Here is a 19362-nt window from a genome sequence, read left to right as displayed (position 1 = left end):
TCGTTTTTGTTAATGTAAACGGTTAAAAATTAAAATTAACCGATCGGTTAATATATGTAGTTTTAATTGGATAGAATTTACTATATATAGTATCTTTTTCTTATTATTTTAGTATTGTAAATCTGCAGTTTATTGTAATTAAAGGATCGCAATTGTGAGCGACTTCTGGAAATTGTTTGTCAGAAAGGATTGCAAGGTTTGCATTGCATCGTTATATAAGTAACGTTATAATGATTAAGGGAACACACATTCTCATTTGGGTGGAATATATTTCATTTCTATTTTGAAATAGGATGATTGTTGTCTATACTTAATTTATATACAGGAATTATATATTTGAACGGATAAGGAGTGGAGCAAGTGAGCATAGCGAGGCAGAATGAGCGGCAGTTTGAACTCGTTTCAGACTATAAGCCGCAGGGTGATCAGCCGAAAGCAATTGATGAGCTGGTAGTGGGAGTCAATCAAGGGATGCGCCATCAGACATTGCTTGGTGCAACGGGAACAGGCAAGACGTATACGATCGCCAATACGATTGCTCGACTGCAACGGCCTACGCTAGTAATTGCCCATAATAAGACTTTGGCCGCACAGCTTTGCAGTGAGTTCAAGGAGTTTTTCCCAAATAACGCAGTCGAATACTTCGTTAGTTATTACGACTATTATCAACCGGAGGCGTACATTCCTTCGACGGATACGTTTATAGAGAAGGATTCTAGTATTAATGATGAAATAGATAAGCTGCGCCACTCTGCTACCAGCTCTTTGTTCGAGCGGCGTGACGTTATTATTGTAGCGAGTGTATCGTGTATTTACGGCTTGGGTTCTCCGATTGAATATGGAAGTCTTGTACTGTCACTGCGTACGGGCATGGAGAAATCAAGAGACGAGATTTTGCACAAGCTGGTAGATATTCAATATCAGCGCAATGATATTAGTTTTACGCGCGGTACGTTTCGTGTGCGCGGTGATGTTGTTGAGATATTCCCTATTGCTAATAATGAGCATGCGGTTCGTGTCGAAATGTTCGGGGACGAGATCGACCGCATTTCTGAAATTGATGTAATAACGGGCGAGATTATTGCTGAGCGCGATCATATTGCTATTTTCCCGGCTTCTCACTTTGTTACGCATGAGGATACGATGAAGGTTGCAATTAAAAATATTGAGCGCGAGCTTGAGGAACGTCTTGCTGAGCTTAAGGCTGATAATAAATTGCTAGAAGCGCAGCGGTTGGAGCAGCGTACGCGCTATGACTTGGAAATGATGGCGGAGATGGGCTTCTGCTCAGGCATTGAGAATTATTCAGGGCCGCTGACCTTCCGTGAGCGCGGAGCTACTCCTTATACGCTGTTGGACTATTTTCCAGACGATATGCTGGTCGTAGTGGATGAGTCCCATGTGTCGCTGCCGCAGATCAGGGCAATGTTTAACGGCGATAAGGCGAGGAAGGAAATGCTTATTAATCACGGCTTCCGCTTGCCTTCAGCGCTTGATAACAGGCCTTTACGGTTTGAAGAGTTCGAGGAGAAAACGAAGCAGCTCATCTATGTTTCAGCGACGCCTGGCCCTTATGAGCTGGAGCACTGTCCGGTCATGACGGAGCAAATTATTCGTCCGACAGGCTTGCTCGATCCGATTATCGATGTGCGGCCTTCGAAGGGGCAAATCGATGATTTGCTGCATGAGATTCAGCTTCGTATTGAGCGCGACGAGCGCGTGCTTGTAACAACGCTGACGAAGAAGATGGCAGAGGATCTGACCGATTATATGAAGGAAATAGGGATTAAGGTCCGCTATTTGCATTCTGATATTAAGACGCTTGAGCGTTTAGCTATACTGCGAGATTTAAGACTTGGTGTTTTTCACGTATTAATAGGTATAAATCTGTTGCGGGAAGGGCTTGATTTGCCTGAGGTTTCGCTCGTTGCTATTCTTGATGCAGATAAGGAAGGCTTCCTTCGCTCAGATCGTTCTCTTATTCAAACGATAGGGCGGGCAGCGCGCAATAGCGAAGGGCGCGTAATCATGTATGCGGATAAGATAACAGACTCTATGGACCGGGCATTGAAGGAGACGGAGCGCAGAAGAGCGATTCAAGTAGCCTTTAATGATAAGCATGGCATTACGCCGCAGACGATTCGCAAGAAAGTATATGATGTAATTGAGGCGACTAAGGTCGCAGAGCAAAAATCGGAATACTTGACTGATGCAGCTCAGAGCATGACGAAGAAGGATAAGCTGAAGCTCTTGGAACGTTTGGAAGCAGAAATGAAGGAAGCAGCCAAGAATATGCAGTTTGAACGTGCTGCCGAATTACGGGATGCGCTGCTTGAGCTTAAAGCGGAGATGGGAAAGTAGGAGGCGAGCCGATTGGCTATTGATAAAATTGTTGTAAAGGGCGCTAGAGCCCATAATTTAAAAAATATTGATGTAACGATACCCCGCGATAAGTTTGTTGTTCTTACAGGACTTAGCGGCTCCGGCAAATCTTCACTCGCTTTTGACACAATTTATGCAGAAGGGCAGCGCAGATATGTAGAATCTCTATCGGCCTATGCCAGACAGTTTCTAGGTCAAATGGAAAAACCGGATGTGGATTCTATCGAAGGCTTGTCGCCTGCCATCTCAATCGATCAAAAGACGACAAGCCGCAATCCCCGTTCAACAGTAGGTACTGTAACCGAAATTTATGATTATTTGCGTCTTTTGTTTGCAAGGGTAGGACGTCCGCATTGCCCGACTCATGGTATTGAAATTACTTCACAGACAGTGGAGCAAATGGTCGACCGGATTATGGAGTATCCTGAGCGCACCAGGCTGCAAATATTGGCGCCTGTCGTGTCCGGCCGCAAAGGCGAGCACGCGAAGCTGCTTGCTGATATTCAGAAGCAGGGCTTTGTGCGTGTGCGGGTAAATGGAGAGCTGCGTGAGCTTAGTGAGAAGATTGAACTGGAGAAAAATAAGAAGCATAACATAGAGGTTGTCGTTGACCGTATTGTTGTGAAAAGTGATATTCATAGCCGATTAGCAGACTCGCTGGAGACAGCGTTAAAGCTTTCGGAAGGCAAAGTTATCGTTGATGTAATCGATCAGGAAGAGCTGCTCTTTAGCTCGAATTTGGCATGTCCAGAATGCGGATTCAGCATAGACGAGCTTTCGCCGCGTATGTTCTCTTTCAACAGTCCTTTTGGTGCTTGCCCAGAATGTGACGGATTAGGTCAAAGCATGATTGTTGATCCTGATTTGCTGGTGCCTGATCAGACCAAATCGATTCAAGACGCTGCCTTTTTGGCATGGGCGGGAAGCACATCGAATTATTACCCTCAGTTTTTGAGCGCGGTTTGCGAACATTATAAAATTCCTCAAGACATCCCTGTATCCGAGCTTACAGATGAGCAAATGAACAAGCTGCTTTTTGGTACGGGCGGGGAAAAGGTGCGCTTTTTATACGAAAATGATTTTGGCCATCGCAAGGAGGCCTTTGTACCGTTTGAAGGCATTGTCAACAATTTGGAGCGCCGCTATCGGGATACGGCATCTGATATGATGCGTGAGCACATCGAAGGCTATATGAGCGCCAAGCCATGCAGCAGCTGCAAGGGCCAGCGATTGCGCAAGGAGAGCTTGGCTGTAACAGTAGGCAGCCAGAATATTGCTTACGTTACTTCATTGTCTATTGGAGAGGCTAAAAAATACTTTCAAACGCTGGATCTTACCGAGAAGGAGCAAACGATTGCTCACTTAATATTGAAAGAAATCAACAGCAGACTTGGCTTCTTGGTTAATGTTGGACTTGAATACTTAAGCATGAGCCGTGCTGCCGGCACGTTATCTGGCGGCGAAGCGCAGCGTATTCGTCTGGCTACACAAATAGGCTCCAGCTTGATGGGCGTTTTGTACATTTTGGATGAGCCGAGTATCGGGCTGCACCAGCGCGATAATGACCGGCTGATTGAAACGCTCGAGCATATGCGCGATCTTGGCAATACGCTTATCGTCGTTGAGCATGACGAGGATACGATGCTAGCTGCGGATTATATTATTGATATAGGCCCTGGAGCAGGTATTCATGGGGGTCAAGTCATTGCGGAAGGAACGCCTGAAGAGGTTATGGAGGATTCGAGTTCTTTAACGGGGCAATATTTGAGCGGACGCAAGTTTATCGAGGTTCCTCAACAGCGCCGTGCTCCTAATGGCAAATGGCTTGAGGTGCGCGGTGCCAAGGAAAATAATTTGCGCAACGTGAATGTGAAGATTCCTTTAGGCGTATTTACTGCGGTTACAGGGGTATCAGGCTCCGGCAAATCTACCTTCGTTAACGAAATAGTATACAAAACGCTAGCTCGCGATTTGAATCGGGCCAAAACCCGTCCTGGGCAATATAAGGAAATGCGCGGGATTGAAAATTTAGAGAAGGTCATTGATATCGACCAATCGCCGATTGGCAGAACGCCTCGCTCTAACCCTGCTACCTATACAGGCGTGTTTGATGATATTCGGGATCTGTATTCATCAACAAATGAAGCAAAGGTTCGCGGCTACAAAAAAGGCAGATTCAGCTTTAATGTAAAGGGCGGACGATGCGAGGCTTGTCGCGGGGATGGCATTATTAAGATTGAGATGCACTTTTTGCCCGACGTATATGTGCCTTGCGAGGTATGTAAAGGCAAGCGTTATAACAGAGAAACCTTGGAAGTAAAATATAAAGGGAAAAATATTGCAGAAGTGCTGGATATGACGATTGAGGATGGCTGCCAATTTTTCGAAAATATTCCGCGTATCCATCGTAAAATTCAAACACTTGTCGATGTAGGCTTGGGCTATATGAAGCTTGGTCAGCCTGCAACTACGCTCTCAGGCGGGGAAGCACAACGGGTTAAGCTTGCTGCGGAGCTGTATCGCCGCAGTACTGGCAAGACACTCTATATACTAGATGAGCCGACTACGGGCTTGCATGTTCATGACATTGACCGATTGCTTACTGTATTGCATCGTTTGGTTGACTCCGGGGAATCAGTGTTAGTCATTGAGCATAATCTTGATGTAATCAAAACAGCCGATTATTTAATCGACCTGGGACCTGAAGGCGGAAGCGGAGGCGGTACAATCGTGGCTGTCGGATCGCCTGAGCAGGTCGTTGAAGTGGAAGGCTCTTATACAGGCAAATACCTGCGCCCTATACTGGCAAGAGATCGGGAACGAACGATTCAGCGCTATGCTCAGCAAGAACAGGAGTCACTTCCTTTGGATCATACCGTATCTGTAAATAATTAATAAAAAAACAAGTAATTTTGCTGAGAAATGGTATAATAACAAGTAAATCAGCAGACAATCTTGACAAAGTTGTTACGAAAGCGTTTTGAGGCTTGCATCCTTTGCCGCAAGAAGATAACATAGAGTAAGATTAGGCTAGGTGCCGCGATATAGCGGACGCTTTCAACGGGTATATTAAAGGAGGTCCCTTCATGTTTTTAGCAGAAGCAGCTGCGAAGTCTACAATTGATCCGTTTGATTGGTTTATGCTCGCATTTACTGTAATCATTGCTATCGGATTTGTAAGACTGGTGCTTGCTCGTCCTAGAAAAAATGTGTTTGCGATCGGTTTTACAGCTGTATCGCTAGCATTATTCTTGTTTATTGATTATGTAATGATCTTCAAAGTTTGGCTTGCTTAAATTGTAAATATGTAATTCAGGGCTGTCTGACGGGTATTCCCGCGGGCAGCCCTTTTCCTATTTAGAGCGTATATTATTGTTTGTAATGGGTTATAGAAAATAGCAAAATGAGGAATAATAATGCTGCGCAGTATGAAATTTCTTTGTCTCTGACATTTACAAAGGAATATAGAACGTACTATTATTAAATATGTAACTACATTATTAGTTAGCTGCAGCAGTAAGTTTGTAGAAGCTAATATGATCCTTTGCGGGCATATGCGGTTTCCAGTCAGCAGCATTCAGCCTGTATTATGCAGGAACAGGCGTTTATTATTCTTAAAGCAATCGGATATAAGCGGCAATGGTGAAGGTTGGTGTTGGAAGCCACAATAAGCTCGCTCAAAGTATTGGGGGAAGCCTTTATGGCTAAAGAACACAAAAGATTATCTTTCAGTGAACTGTTAAAACGGGCCATTTTTATTACGATCGGTTCCATTCTTATGGGTATTGCCTTAGAAAAATTTCTAGTTCCACACAATATTATTGATGGCGGTATTGCAGGCATATCGATTATGCTGTCCCATCTCACTTCATTACCTCTTAGCATTCTGCTCTTCGTAGTTAACATTCCATTCTTAGTTGTTGGTTACAAGCAACTAGGCAAAACATTCGCATTTTCTACTTTATATGGCATTGCAGTTATGTCGTTTACTACAGCAACGCTGCATCACTCAGGCGCGTTTACAGAGGAAAAACTGCTAGCCGTTTTATTTGGCGGGTTAATACTAGGTATAGGTGTCGGTTTGGTAATCCGCTATGGCGGAGCGCTTGATGGTATTGAAATTTTATCAATTCTTATATCTAAAAGAATCAGGATTGCCGTCGGACAGGTCATTATGATATTCAATGTTATTATTTTTATCGGAGCTGGCTTTGTGTTTAATTGGAATTCTGCCATGTACTCTATGTTTACGTATTACATTGCGATCAAAATGATTGATATTGTCGTGGAGGGCTTGGATGAATCGAAATCGGTTACGATTATATCCAAGGAATATGAGGAAATTTCACAAGCGATTATTGACCGTCTTGGACGGACGACGACTCTATTGCAAGCTAAAGGCGGATTCTCAAAGGAACAGACCGAAATCATTTACTGTGTGGTTTCTCGCTTGGAACTTGCGAAGTTGAAAGGCATTGTACAATCCATTGATGAGAGTGCTTTTATTGCGGTTGAGCATGTAACGGATGTACTCGGCGGAACATTTAGTAAAAGCAGTATTCACTAAAGAGATCTATATAAAACGGGCTGTACCCGCTGCTCTTTGAAGCAGGGGTGCAGCCTTTTCACATTACTTGTTGTTTTCAATATGGTCAATGACTTGTTTTAAAGTTACCCCTTCAAGCTGCTTTTCCATCGCCAACTGAGCTGCCGAAAACAAAGGATCAATTGCTTCTTGAATATTCCTGCCGACTAGACAAGCGGGATTGGGGCTGCTGTGCATACTGAACAATTCATTTTCAGGTACAGCATTAACAGCTTTGTACACATCCAGCAAAGTAATTTCAGCGTAGTCCTTGATTAGTTCTGCGCCAGCGACGCCTGGCCGGATATGAATGAGGCCTGCGTTTTTTAGCATGCCCATTATTTTACGAATGACAACAGGATTTGTATTTACACTTGCTGCAATATACTCAGAAGAGTTAGTTCTGTCTTTGTTAAGCACTAGGAGCGATAAAATATGAATGCCGACTGCAAATCTGCTGCTGATGGACATGTTAAACACCTGCCGAATAATAATAAAAATGGATTTATCAGATGTAATCTGTTTGATTACAAGTATATTATACTGCATCATCATGAAACAATACATGAAATATATACTAAGGCTGTTGATTTTGGCAGCTGGTATGGACTAACAATTGACATTCAGCTAACCTGTAACTATAATTGTTACATGTAATCAATTTAGTTACAAGTTAACGACAACATATACAGGAGGAGTTATTCATGAAAATAGCAGTTATCGGTGCAAGCGGAAAAGCGGGCAATTTCATTTTGACAGAAGCGTTGGAAAGAGGACATGAGGTAACAGCGATTGTTCGGAACGCAAATAAAATTACGAATAAAGCAGCAGCAGTTATAGAAAAAAATATTTTCGAATTGCAATCAAATGACATCGACGGTTTTGATGTTATAGTTAATGCTTTTAATGCTGTTCCAGGGCAAGAGCATCAGCATGTGGAGGCTGGAAAAGTATTGATCGAGGCGCTTAAGCATGCGCCGCATACCAAAATGATCGTAGTGGGCGGTGCTGGAAGCTTATATGTAGACGAGGCAAAGACGCTTCGAGTGATGGATACGCCGGATTTCCCGGCGGCCTATTTCCCTACCGCCTTCAACATGGGGAAAAATTATGAGGAGCTGCAGCAAACAAGCGGAATTCAATGGACCTATATTAGCCCATCAGCATTTTTTGATCCAAGCGGCAAGCGTACGGGCTCTTATGTTAAAGGCCAGGATCAGCTGCTTGTAAATACGAAAGGCGATAGTTATATCAGCTATGCAGACTATGCAATTGCGGTATTGGATGAAATTGAACATCCGCAGCATAGGAATGAGCGCTTCACAGTAGTTGGAGAAGCTCAATAAAAAGCAGCGAGCCATGCCGAATAGCTTAATAATAGTAACAAAAGCAAGCTCCTGGCAGGTCTCAAGTCGAGATCTTCCAGGAGTTTTGTTTTATATATAATGACTCATTTAACAAAAAAGCTTGTTATAATAAATGTGACACAATAAAAAGGAGCATTTCCTTTATAGAAAGTACTTGGATAGAGGAGAGGTATAGCTGTGCAGGCGGTCATGATTGAACGGAAAAATTCATTTGTACAAGGGATGAAAGATTGTGTCCCTACTTTATTCGGATATTTAAGCATCGGTTTTTCTTTTGGAATAGTCGGCGCAGTTTCCGGTTTAAGCATGCTGGAGATCGGATTAATATCCTTGCTTATTTACGCAGGCTCCGCACAATTTATTTTGTGCGCACTTCTATTAACGAATACTCCGCCTGCTGCCATTATATTTACTATTTTTGTAGTAAATCTGCGTCATTTATTAATGAGTTTAACGGTAGCTCCTCATTTGACGAGGTACTCCTTGCTGCGCAATGTTGGCTTTGGCACTTTGTTAACAGATGAAACGTTCGGTGTCGCGGTGACAGAGGTAATAAAAAATAAGAAGCTATACAGCCGCTGGATGGATGGTTTGAATGTAACGGCTTATTTTTCTTGGTTTTTTGCTTGTATAGCTGGAGCTTATTTGGGGAGATGGATTCCCAACGCGGAGCAATGGGGGTTAGACTTTGCACTGGTGGCCATGTTTGTTGCGCTACTCGTCTTGCAGCTTTCCAATGTAGAGAACACGAAATTAATTCATTACTTGAAACTTATCGTGATTATGTTGATTACGATGTACATTTTGCTTCAATTTGTATCGGTTCATATGGCAGTTTTGATTGCTACGGTAATTGTTGCGACTATTGGAGTGTTGACTGAAAAATGAGTTTAGATATGAATTTACTATGGTTAATTATTGGGTGTGCGCTAGTGACTTGGCTGCCGCGCATTATTCCTTTTATTTTTGTGCGAAATGTCCAGTTGCCTGAGCTTATATTAAGATGGTTAAAATATATACCGGTATGTGTATTAAGCGCCATTATCATCGGAAATTTATTGCAAACGTCCGATAATCGGGTGTCCGTCAATTGGCCTATTTTGATTACGCTTGTTCCTACAATAGCTGTTGCTATTCGTACTAAAAGCTTGTCCTTAACGGTTATAGTCGGCGTAGCTTGTATGGCTCTGACTCGTCTTTTTTTATCATGATGATTGAACAAAAAAAGGGCGTCTCCTAAGGTCGCGAAGACCGAAGGGACACCCGCTTTTTTTATACCCACCACATTTCGCCAAGCGGCTCACGGATCAGGATTTGCTGCAGATTGGAAACAGCTTTAGAGAAGCCTTCATCAACCGACATTAGTCCATCCTCATGCTCAATGCTTACGACATAGTCATAGCCTACAAGGCGAAGGGCGCTAATAATATCTGCCCAAGTTTTCATATCATGTCCATAGCCGACTGTGCGGAACTGCCAAGCGCGATCCAGCATCAGGGCGTAGGATTGCATATCTGTTACCCCGTGATGGTTCACATTAATTGGATCAATGGACGTGTCTTTCGCATGGAAGTGGTGAATAGCGCCTGCGCGTCCAAGAATTTGGACAGCTTGCACCGGATCAATGCCTTGCCACCACATATGGCTTGGATCAAGATTAGCGCCAATTGCATCGCCGGCAGCTTCACGAAGGCGAAGAAGTGTCGCCGGGCTGTGAACAGAGAAACCGCCATGCAGCTCTAGGCCTATTTTGACGCCTGCTTCTGAAGCCAGTGTGCCGATCTCACTCCAGTAAGGGATAACTTTCTTCTCCCATTGCCATTTCAAAATTTCCTGATAGTCGTTTGGCCAAGGTGCTACAGGCCAGTTTGGATATTTAGCATCCTCATGATCGCCAGGACAGCCGGAGAAGGAATTAACCACTTCGACTTCAAGTCGGTTAGCGAGCTCGATCGTTTTACGAATTTCTGCGTCATGGACAGAGGAAATTGCTTTTTGCGGATGCAGCGGGTTAGCATGGCAGCTAAGCGCGCTAATCATAATGCCGCGAGATTCAACAGCTTGCTTGAAAGCTTTAAGCTTCCCGTTATCCGCTAATAGTTCATCGGGATTACAGTGAGCATTGCCAGGATAACCGCCTGTGCCAAGCTCGATAGCTTCGAGTCCTTTTGATGCAATATAATCTAATGTTTCTTCTAGAGATTTTTGAGCGAAAAGTACGCTGAATACGCCTAGTTTCATTCCAAATTAACCTCCTGTGTTTATCCATAAAATAATGATCTTCCACTAAATCTCCTTTAGTATAGCACTATTGATTGTTAGACTACTATAGAACATAAGCAAGATAGCAAAATCACATAAGGATTGAGCAAAATAAAATTGCCAATGAGAAGTGGTGGATTCGCAGGATTTGGTTTGATAAAATAATGACAAATAGCTGGTTTGCGAGAGGAAATGAAAAAATGACAACACTAACAAGAGCGGATATTGAGCTGCTGGCGCCTGCCGGTGACTGGGAATGCATGCGTGCGGCAGTAGCCAATGGAGCTGACGCTATATTTTTTGGCGTGGAAAAATTTAATGCCAGAGCAAGAGCGAACAATTTCCGCAGTGAAGAGCTGCCTGAAATAATGGCTTTTTTGCATACGTACGGCGTTAAAGGATTTTTAACCTTTAATATATTAGTATTTGAAGACGAGCTTCGCGACGCGCAGAAGCTAATAGACATGTGTATAGATGCAGGTGTTGACGCGGTTATCGTGCAGGATCTTGGACTTGTGAAGCTCATTCGCGAAATGTCGCCTGACTTCCCGATTCACGGCTCGACTCAGATGACGATTACATCACCGGAGGCTGTTGAATTTACGAAGCCGTTCTTTATGGAAAGAGTCGTTTTAGGGCGTGAAAATAATTTGAAGCAAATTCGCACAATCGGCGAGCAAGCGAAGCTTCCTATGGAAGTGTTTGTGCATGGCGCTCTATGTGTTTCGTATTCCGGTCAATGCTTGACCTCTGAAATGTGGGGCGGCCGTTCAGCGAATCGCGGGGAATGTGCGCAGGCATGCAGATTGCCTTATGATTTAATGGTAGACGGCGAGCAAAAGCCGATGGGAGATGTTGCCTATTTGCTGTCTCCAAAAGATTTGGCGGCGATTGACCTAGTGCCTGAGTTGATTGAAGCAGGCGTTACTTCTTTTAAAATCGAAGGACGCTTAAAAAGCCCAGAATACGTTGCTAACGTTGTAAGCAAATATCGGGCTGCCATCGACAAGTATTTCGACGGTGACCGTTCCAAGCCATCCAGGGAAGAGGTGCGCGAGCTGCAGCAAAGCTTTTCGCGAGGCTTTACTCACGGATTTCTAGAAGGGACTAACAATAAAAAGCTTGTAGAAGGAACTTTTCCTAAAAGCCGCGGCGTTTACTTGGGAAAGGTTGAACGTATTATGCGCGATGCAGTAACGGTCAGACTGGATGCGCCAGTCAAGCGCGGCGACGGTATCGTATTTGATGCCGGTGATCCTACGAAGAAGGAAGAAGGAGGCCGCGTTTACGATTTGCGCCGCCATGGCGTGAAGATTGAGGGCGAGGCTCAGGAAGGAACGCTAATTGAGCTTGTTTCAGGTCGTAATGATGTTGATTTGCGTAAAGTGCATGTAGGTGATCGTATTTGGAAAACGAGCGATCCTGCACTGGACAGGCGCTTGCGTGCAAGCTTTGAGACAGATAAGCCATACCGTGTATTTCCGCTTCATGTAAAAGTATCCGGTAAAGCGGGTGAGCCGCTGCATACGATTTGGACAGATGTGAATAAAGGAACTTCAATTGAGGTGGCATCTGAGCTCGAGCTGGAGCTTGCGCAGAAGCGCCCGATGGATGCTGCACTTTTGGAGGAGCAGCTTGGCCGACTGGGCGGAACGGTATTTCAGCTGGAGCAGCTTGAGATTGCGCTGGAGGGTGACGTTATATTGCCTATTCGCGAGCTGAATCGTTTGCGTCGTGAAGCTGTGGAGCTATTGGCAGGCGAGCGTCCGAAGCCTCCTGTATATACAAAGTATAACGTGGATGCTTTTGCAGATGCCCAATCGAAGCTAAGCCCGGCAGGAGAGCATACAGCTGCTTTAACTGGCTCCGAGGCTGAACTGACTGTGCTATGCCGCAGCCTGGAGCAGGTAGAGGCTGCAGTTCAGACGGATGCATCTTTTATTTATGCAGATTTTGAATTCATTAAACAGTTCCCTGCAGCAATTGCCGCAGCGAGACAGGCAGGAAAGCCAATTGCGCTGGCAACGCCGCGTATTCATATGCCGAACGAGAACGGCTACCATGCCAATATATTAAAGCTTCAGCCGGATGCGATACTGGTACGCAATACAGGGGCGCTTTATTATTACTTGCGGGCTAGAGCGGCGCAGCCGGACAAGCCATTTCCAAAGCTGATTGGCGATTTCTCGCTTAATGTAGCGAATCATAAAGCAGTTAAATTATTTTTAGAAGCAGGATTGGATATTGTAACGCCTTCCTATGATTTGAATATTCAACAAATGGTCGATTTGCTTGAGCAATCGCAAACTAGCCACATGGAGGTAGTTATCCATCAGCATTTGCCAATGTTCCATACTGAGCATTGCGTATATTGCACGTTTTTAAGTGAGGGTACGGATTATACGAATTGCGGCAGGCCTTGTGAAGAGCACCGCGTTTCCTTGCAGGACCGCATCGGCATGTCGCATCCTGTACGTGTAGATGAAGGCTGCCGCAATACGGTCTATAATGCGATTGAGCAGTCTGGCTCTGAGTACATCCGTAACTTTCTGGAGTTAGGCGTAGCCAGCTTCCGCGTTGAATTTTTGGAGGAGTCGGCAGAGCAGGTGCATGAAGTATTGTCGTTGTACCGCGATGCTTTGGATGGCAGAATTACTGGCACACAAGTATGGCGTACACTGAAAGCTACCAATCAGCTCGGCGTTACCCGCGGTCAGCTTGTGAAATAACGAACGACTGGAAGTTGACTGCACACAATTAAACGGAAGCAAGAACCAACACAAGCCTATTGCATAAGAGCAGTTGATATGCGATAGGCTTTCTTAAAAATATAAGTTAATACGAAATGTAGCAAAGTGAGGCGTATAGCTGAATGAGTGGAGAATGGTATTCGGGGTGGCGTCATGTATTTAAGCTTGATCCGGAGCGTGAAATTTCTGATGCAGATTTGGATGCAATCTGCATGTCCGGAACCGATGCAATTATAGTTGGGGGTTCTACAGGGGTTACGTTTGACAATACGGTCGATTTAATGTCCCGTATCCGAAGATACGAGGTAGCATGCGCGTTGGAGGTGTCTACGCTGGAGGGCGCAGTACCCGGATTCGATGGTTACTTTGTGCCTCTTGTGCTTAATACGAACCGTTCGGAGTGGATTAATGGCAAGCAGACAGAAGGTCTTGTAGAGTATGGAACATTTGTGCCGTGGGAAGAAACGGCTGCTCAAGGCTATATTATTTTGAATGCAGAAGCGACTGCGGCGAAAATCACTGGTGCGCATACTGAGCTTTCGGAGCAAGAGGTTGTTGCGCATGTGCAGATGGCTGACCGCCTAATGCGATTGCCAATCGTATATCTGGAATATAGCGGTAAGTTTGGCTCCATGGAATACGTCAGGCAGGCAAGGAAATCAATCCAGCAAGCAACACTTTTCTATGGCGGCGGCATTGACAGCGCGGAAAAGGCTAGAGACGCGGCTCAATATGCCCATACCGTTGTTGTTGGAAATATTGTTTATTCGGATTTGACGGCTGCGCTCGCAACTGTGGCGGCAGTTCAGGAAACAGTTGTCGACAGTGTCTCTCTCGCTCCTGATTGACACGCTTGTCAGTCGTATTCTAAACTAGAAATTAGGCGAACAAAAAGCGAACAAAGGAGTACGAGTATGTTCAATCGTATTAGTATAGATGAAGCAGTCGAGAAGCTTAATGCCCCGCAGCAAGCAGCTGTTCTAGCTGTAGACGGCCCACTTCTTATTATGGCTGGGGCGGGCAGCGGCAAGACGCGGGTGCTGACGCATCGCATAGCTTATTTAATAGAGAAGAAGCGGGTAGCTCCATGGAGCATATTGGCTATTACATTTACAAATAAAGCAGCCAGAGAGATGCAGGAGCGCGTAAGTGTGCTGGTCGGGCCTTCGGGACGCGATATTTGGGTATCCACTTTTCACTCCATGTGCGTGCGTATTTTGCGCAAGGATATAGACCGTATCGGTTTTTCCTCCAATTTTTCGATTCTTGATTCAGCCGATCAACTGTCCGTTATTCGCAATTGCATGAAAGACCTTAATATGGATACTAAGAAAATTGAGCCTAAAGCAGTCCAAGCTGCAATAAGCGGTGCGAAAAATGAACTCGTTACACCTCAGCGCTATGAGGAGAAGCAAGGGGACTATTTTCAAAGCATGGTGTCCAAGGTGTATATGATGTATCAAAAAAGATTGCACAGCAATAATTCACTCGATTTTGACGATTTGATTATGATGACGATTCAACTATTTAAAGATGTGCCGGAAGTGCTGGATTTTTATCAGAATAAGTTCCGATACGTGCATGTTGATGAGTATCAGGATACGAATAGAGCGCAGTATATGCTGTGCCGCATGCTGGCCGACAAGCATCACAACATATGCGTGGTAGGGGACAGCGATCAATCGATTTACCGATGGCGCGGTGCGGATATTACGAACATATTAAATTTCGAAAAAGATTACCCGGAAGCCAAGACGATTATGCTGGAGCAAAATTACCGCTCGACAGGTAATATTTTGGATGCTGCCAATGCAGTTATTAATAATAATACAGGCAGAAAAGCGAAGAAGCTTTGGACCTCGCAGGGGGCAGGCGATCAAATTACGATTTATCAGGCTGATTCTGAGCATGACGAGGGATACTTTGTAACAGGTAAAATACGCGACAATAAAAACAAAGGCCGGCGTTTCTCTGATCATGCAATTTTATATCGTACGAACGCCCAATCTCGTGTTATAGAGGAAATTTTGATTAAATCGGATATTCCTTATCAAATCGTAGGCGGCATCAAGTTCTACGACCGCAAAGAGATTAAGGATATGCTTGCTTATTTGCGCCTCATATCCAATCCGGATGATGATATAAGCTTAATGCGCATTATTAACGTACCGAAGCGCGGAATTGGCGATACGACGGTAGGCAAGCTTGAAGCAGCAGCGGGCGAGCGCGGTATTTCAATTTACCGTCTTTTAAGCAATCTTGGTGATATTGGTATGGATATCAATGCGCGTACACGGGGACTGCTGAATGAGTTTTACGGACTGATTTATAATCTTACGGCAATGGTTGATTATTTGAGCGTAACGGAGCTTACAGAAAAAATGCTCGAACTCACACAGTATCGGGAAGAGCTGCATCGTGAGAACACGCTGGAATCAAAGGCACGCATTGAGAACATAGATGAGTTTCTATCGGTAACAATGGACTTTGAAGCCCGCAATGAGGATCGGTCTCTTGTGGCATTTTTAACGGATTTGGCTTTAATCGCTGATATTGATTCCATGAATGATGATGAAGAAGACAGCGATGCCGGCGATGCCGTAATACTAATGACGATGCACAGCGCGAAGGGCTTGGAGTTTCCCGTTGTATTTATTATCGGTATGGAGGAATCTGTCTTTCCTCACAGCCGTGCGCTCAGTGACGACGAAGAGCTGGAGGAGGAGCGCCGTCTTGCATATGTGGGCATAACGCGGGCGGAAAAGCAGCTTTATTTGACCTGTGCACGCATGCGGACGTTGTTTGGGCGAACAGGCATGAATATGCCTTCACGCTTTTTAGATGAAATACCTGATGAGCTTAAAGATGGTGCTGCTTTCGGCGGCTTTGGCCGTTCAGGCGGCAGACCGGGCTTTGGCGGCGGCGCAGGTGCTTTTGGACAGCAGCGTACTGGAGGAGCACGCCCATCCAGCCCATTTGGCGCGGCCGGTGCGGCAGGCAGCGGCGTAAAGCCTTCCTTTGGCGGGAGAAGCGGCGGAGTGCGTGTAAGTACACCGCTTGATGCTGCCAAAACGACAGGAAGCGCAGCTAATGACGCGGGGGCAGCGAGCTACGCTGCAGGTGACCGGGTCGCGCATGGCAAGTGGGGCGAGGGGACTGTAGTAGCCGTAAAAGGAACGGGCAACGATATGGAGCTGCAAATTGCTTTCCCAGCTCCTGTAGGCATCAAACGCCTGCTTGCCGGCTTTGCTCCGATCCGTAAGCTTTAGGTAGAGTAAAGAATACAGTTTTTCCCTACAATATATATGGTAACAGGTGCGAGCATGTAATTAGAGGAGGAATCAAGTAATGGCAGCAGAGCTGGAACGAATGAAAGAGCTTGTTTCATTGCTTAATGAGTACAATTATTATTATTACACGCTCGATCAGCCTAAGGTTAGCGATGTCGATTATGATCGCTTATATGATGAACTTGTGGCACTGGAAGCGCAAGCCGGAATGATTCAGGCGGATTCACCAACACAAAGAGTAGGGGGAGAACTGCTTGGCGGTTTTGAGCCGCATCGTCATCTTGCTCGTTTGTGGAGCCTGGATAAAGCTCAAAATGTGGATGATTTGATGGCATGGGGCACCCGTGTACAAAAGGCTGTGTCTGACTACAATACTAAAAATACAGATACGGAGCCTTTGCCGCCGCCTAGTTATGTAGTGGAGTTAAAGTTTGACGGTCTTACTTTAAATCTTACTTATGATGGGGGCAGACTTGTACAAGCTTCCACAAGAGGCAACGGGACGATAGGTGAAGGTATTTTGCCGCAGGTGAAAACGATACGCTCTGTTCCGCTTAGTATTCCTTTTACAGACGGGATTATTGAGGTACAGGGTGAAGGAATTATGCAGCTTTCTGTGCTGGAAAAGTATAATCAAACGGCAATTGAACCGCTCAAAAACGCCCGCAACGCGGCTGCAGGAGCACTGCGCAATCTTAATCCGGCAGTAACTGCTGAGCGCAAGCTGGATGCCTTTTTCTATAATATTGGCTATGCTTCAGGGGTGGAATTCAAGGATCACCAGGGCATGCATCAGTTTTTGAGAGATAATTACTTTAAAGTGAACCCCTATATTCATTATTTTTCTACGCTGGAAGAAGTATTGCTCGAGCTTAATAATATTGCCGCTAAACGGGAATCGTTTGATTTCCTGATTGATGGTGCTGTTGTAAAGCTGACAGATATGCGTACAAGAGAGGTATTAGGTTATACAGATAAGTTCCCGCGCTGGGCAATTGCGTTTAAATTTGAAGCGGAAGAAGCAGCGACCGTGCTGGAATCCGTGTCATGGGAAGTAGGCCGTACGGGCAAAATCACGCCGGTTGCGCGCCTTGAGCCTGTTGAATTGGCTGGCGTAACCGTACAAAATTGCACTCTCAATAATATGGGCGACATTGAACGAAAAAATTTAAAATTTGCACTGGGAACCTTGGTGACGATTCGCAGATCCAATGATGTTATTCCTGAAATTTTGGGAAAAGCAGATGATCAGATTGGCGCAGAAATTGTTTTTCCTGAGCAATGCCCGGCCTGCGGCTCCGAGCTGGAGCAACGCGGCGCGCATCTATTTTGCAACAATAGACTGGACTGCAAGCCGCAAATTATTGCAAGGCTGACTCATTTTGCTTCGCGTGACGCAATGGATATTGAAACCTTCAGTATAATGACGGCAGAGCAGCTGTATTTGGAATGCAATGTGCATGACCCTGCAGATCTTTATGCGCTAGGTTATGAGGATCTGATCCATTTGCCGCGATTTGGCGATCGCAAAGCGAAGAAGCTGCTTGGCGCAATCGAAGCATCTAAGGATAGAGATTTGGCCGCTTTCCTTTTTGCACTCGGCATTCCTAATACCGGGCGCGCTACAACCAAAATGCTGGCAGATCATTTCGGCACCTTGGAAGCTGTTGCGAATGCTTCATACGATGAGCTTATTACGCTGCCGGATGTAGGCGGTATTGTAGCTGAAAGTATTATTGCGTATTTTTCAGATGAGCTGAACAAAGCAAGCATTGCTAAAATGGTAAGTCTAGGTGTCAAGGCACAAGCTGAGCAGCCACTGGAAGTAAAGGCAGACAGTGTGTTTAATGGTAAAACCATAGTGCTTACCGGGACGTTGCCGACGATGACCAGAGATGAAGCTGCTAAAAAGCTGGAAGCATGCGGCGCTAAAATTTCTGGCAGTGTTTCTAAGAAGACTGATTTTGTGATAGCGGGAGAAAGTGCCGGAAGCAAGCTGACAAAGGCACAGGAGCTTGGGATTACAATTATAGATGATGAAGCTGTATTGCGGCAGATGCTTGGCGAGGCTTAAGTTAAAGAAGCCAACGGGACTGTCGATTCATTGTGGGCAACTATTGATAAGCAATGAGAAAGGGGAAACGGAGAGCAAGAATGGGAATGGAGAAGCGGCGGCGTCCGCCTTTGTAGGCTGATTTTTTCCTATTTATTCATGAAAATTAGACTACAACAGCGGTCGGAATCCCAATCTTGCTCGCAGTGGCGCCCCTTTCTATCGCTCTTTGCAACTATCCACAATGAATCGACAGTCTCCAAAAGGATAGTTATACAACAGGAATATCATTCTTTCCTTGAATTATAAGAGTTTATAAGTTTTCACAATAAACTTGTTCTTATAATTTATCGGTAAACGCGCCTGTCCAAAGGACGGCGGAGCCGTTTATCCTTGAGAAGGAATATATTTCTGTTGTTTTTTATTTTAGGATGTGGTAAAGTTACAAATGTTGCTTTTGACATGCGGCAAGCGAGTTGAATAATGACTTGAAAAAGAAATTAAAAAAACTTGTTGACATAGCTTGTCAGAGCTGATAATATATATTCTTGTCACCACACAAGTGGGACAGCAAGTTCTTTGAAAACTGAACAAATGGATCGCGTTAATTTTTAAATAATAATGTATGAAATTAATTACCTTTAAGGTGAATTATTTCTACATTAAAGCTAGT

Annotated in this window: 13 protein-coding genes; 11 read left to right on the top strand and 2 right to left on the bottom strand. The window is 44.8% G+C overall.

The genetic code is table 11. The features are described 5' to 3' along the window. Window positions 1-360 precede the first annotated feature (360 nt). The 4 genes from uvrB (at window position 361) to ACRRU2_RS20015 (ending at window position 6949) form a co-directional block, all read left to right on the top strand. The gene (gene uvrB, locus ACRRU2_RS20030) at window positions 361-2361 is read left to right on the top strand and encodes an excinuclease ABC subunit UvrB (protein WP_331702627.1); all 2001 of its coding nucleotides are present in this window, start codon (window positions 361-363) and stop codon (window positions 2359-2361) included. Window positions 2362-2373: 12 nt separating this feature from the next. Continuing rightward, entirely contained in the window at window positions 2374-5277 is a 2904-nt protein-coding gene (gene uvrA, locus ACRRU2_RS20025) for an excinuclease ABC subunit UvrA (RefSeq protein WP_432504429.1), read from the top strand. Between the two features lie 191 nt (window positions 5278-5468). Continuing rightward, on the top strand, window positions 5469-5678 hold the full coding sequence (locus tag ACRRU2_RS20020; RefSeq protein ID WP_331702625.1) for a hypothetical protein: 210 nt from the start codon (window positions 5469-5471) through the stop codon (window positions 5676-5678). A 404-nt stretch (window positions 5679-6082) separates the two neighbouring features. After that, on the top strand, window positions 6083-6949 hold the full coding sequence (locus ACRRU2_RS20015; protein WP_331702624.1) for a YitT family protein: 867 nt from the start codon (window positions 6083-6085) through the stop codon (window positions 6947-6949). Window positions 6950-7012: 63 nt separating this feature from the next. On the opposite strand, the gene ACRRU2_RS20010 is transcribed toward ACRRU2_RS20015, so the two are convergent. Then, complete coding sequence (locus ACRRU2_RS20010; protein ID WP_331702630.1) at window positions 7013-7438, bottom strand: Rrf2 family transcriptional regulator; 426 nt, start codon at window positions 7436-7438, stop codon at window positions 7013-7015. Window positions 7439-7671: 233 nt separating this feature from the next. Here ACRRU2_RS20010 and ACRRU2_RS20005 point away from each other — a divergent pair, with 233 nt between their 5' ends. The 3 genes from ACRRU2_RS20005 (at window position 7672) to ACRRU2_RS19995 (ending at window position 9545) form a co-directional block, all read left to right on the top strand. Then, the gene (locus ACRRU2_RS20005; RefSeq protein ID WP_432504426.1) at window positions 7672-8313 is read left to right on the top strand and encodes an NAD(P)-dependent oxidoreductase; all 642 of its coding nucleotides are present in this window, start codon (window positions 7672-7674) and stop codon (window positions 8311-8313) included. 210 nt (window positions 8314-8523) lie between these two features. Then, window positions 8524-9222, top strand: a complete 699-nt coding sequence (locus ACRRU2_RS20000; RefSeq protein ID WP_432504530.1) for an AzlC family ABC transporter permease — start codon at window positions 8524-8526, stop codon at window positions 9220-9222. After that, window positions 9219-9545, top strand: a complete 327-nt coding sequence (locus tag ACRRU2_RS19995) for an AzlD domain-containing protein (protein ID WP_432504424.1) — start codon at window positions 9219-9221, stop codon at window positions 9543-9545. The genes ACRRU2_RS20000 and ACRRU2_RS19995 overlap by 4 nt, the downstream gene beginning before the upstream one ends. A 61-nt stretch (window positions 9546-9606) precedes the next feature. Here ACRRU2_RS19995 and ACRRU2_RS19990 read toward each other — a convergent pair whose 3' ends face one another. After that, window positions 9607-10575, bottom strand: coding sequence for a sugar phosphate isomerase/epimerase family protein (locus tag ACRRU2_RS19990; protein ID WP_331702620.1), 969 nt, complete (start codon window positions 10573-10575; stop codon window positions 9607-9609). 221 nt (window positions 10576-10796) lie between these two features. Between ACRRU2_RS19990 and ACRRU2_RS19985 the strand changes: the two genes are divergently transcribed. The 4 genes from ACRRU2_RS19985 to ligA all read left to right on the top strand — a co-directional run bounded on the left by ACRRU2_RS19985 (window position 10797) and on the right by ligA (window position 18710). Next, window positions 10797-13325, top strand: coding sequence for a DUF3656 domain-containing U32 family peptidase (locus tag ACRRU2_RS19985; protein WP_432504422.1), 2529 nt, complete (start codon window positions 10797-10799; stop codon window positions 13323-13325). A 143-nt stretch (window positions 13326-13468) separates the two neighbouring features. Continuing rightward, window positions 13469-14194, top strand: a complete 726-nt coding sequence (locus tag ACRRU2_RS19980; RefSeq protein ID WP_432504420.1) for a heptaprenylglyceryl phosphate synthase — start codon at window positions 13469-13471, stop codon at window positions 14192-14194. A gap of 66 nt (window positions 14195-14260) precedes the next feature. Beyond that, window positions 14261-16615 (top strand): DNA helicase PcrA, encoded by a 2355-nt coding sequence (pcrA, locus tag ACRRU2_RS19975; RefSeq protein WP_432504418.1) that lies wholly within the window; start codon window positions 14261-14263, stop codon window positions 16613-16615. A 79-nt stretch (window positions 16616-16694) separates the two neighbouring features. Continuing rightward, on the top strand, window positions 16695-18710 hold the full coding sequence (ligA, locus tag ACRRU2_RS19970; RefSeq protein ID WP_432504416.1) for an NAD-dependent DNA ligase LigA: 2016 nt from the start codon (window positions 16695-16697) through the stop codon (window positions 18708-18710). Window positions 18711-19362: the final 652 nt, after the last annotated feature.

It is taken from the genome of Paenibacillus sp. GXUN7292 (assembly GCF_050864975.1).
Taxonomy (GTDB): Bacteria; Bacillota; Bacilli; order Paenibacillales; family Paenibacillaceae; genus Pristimantibacillus.
Note: the sequence above shows the minus strand (reverse complement) of the source record. Positions and strands in the feature narration are given on the sequence as shown.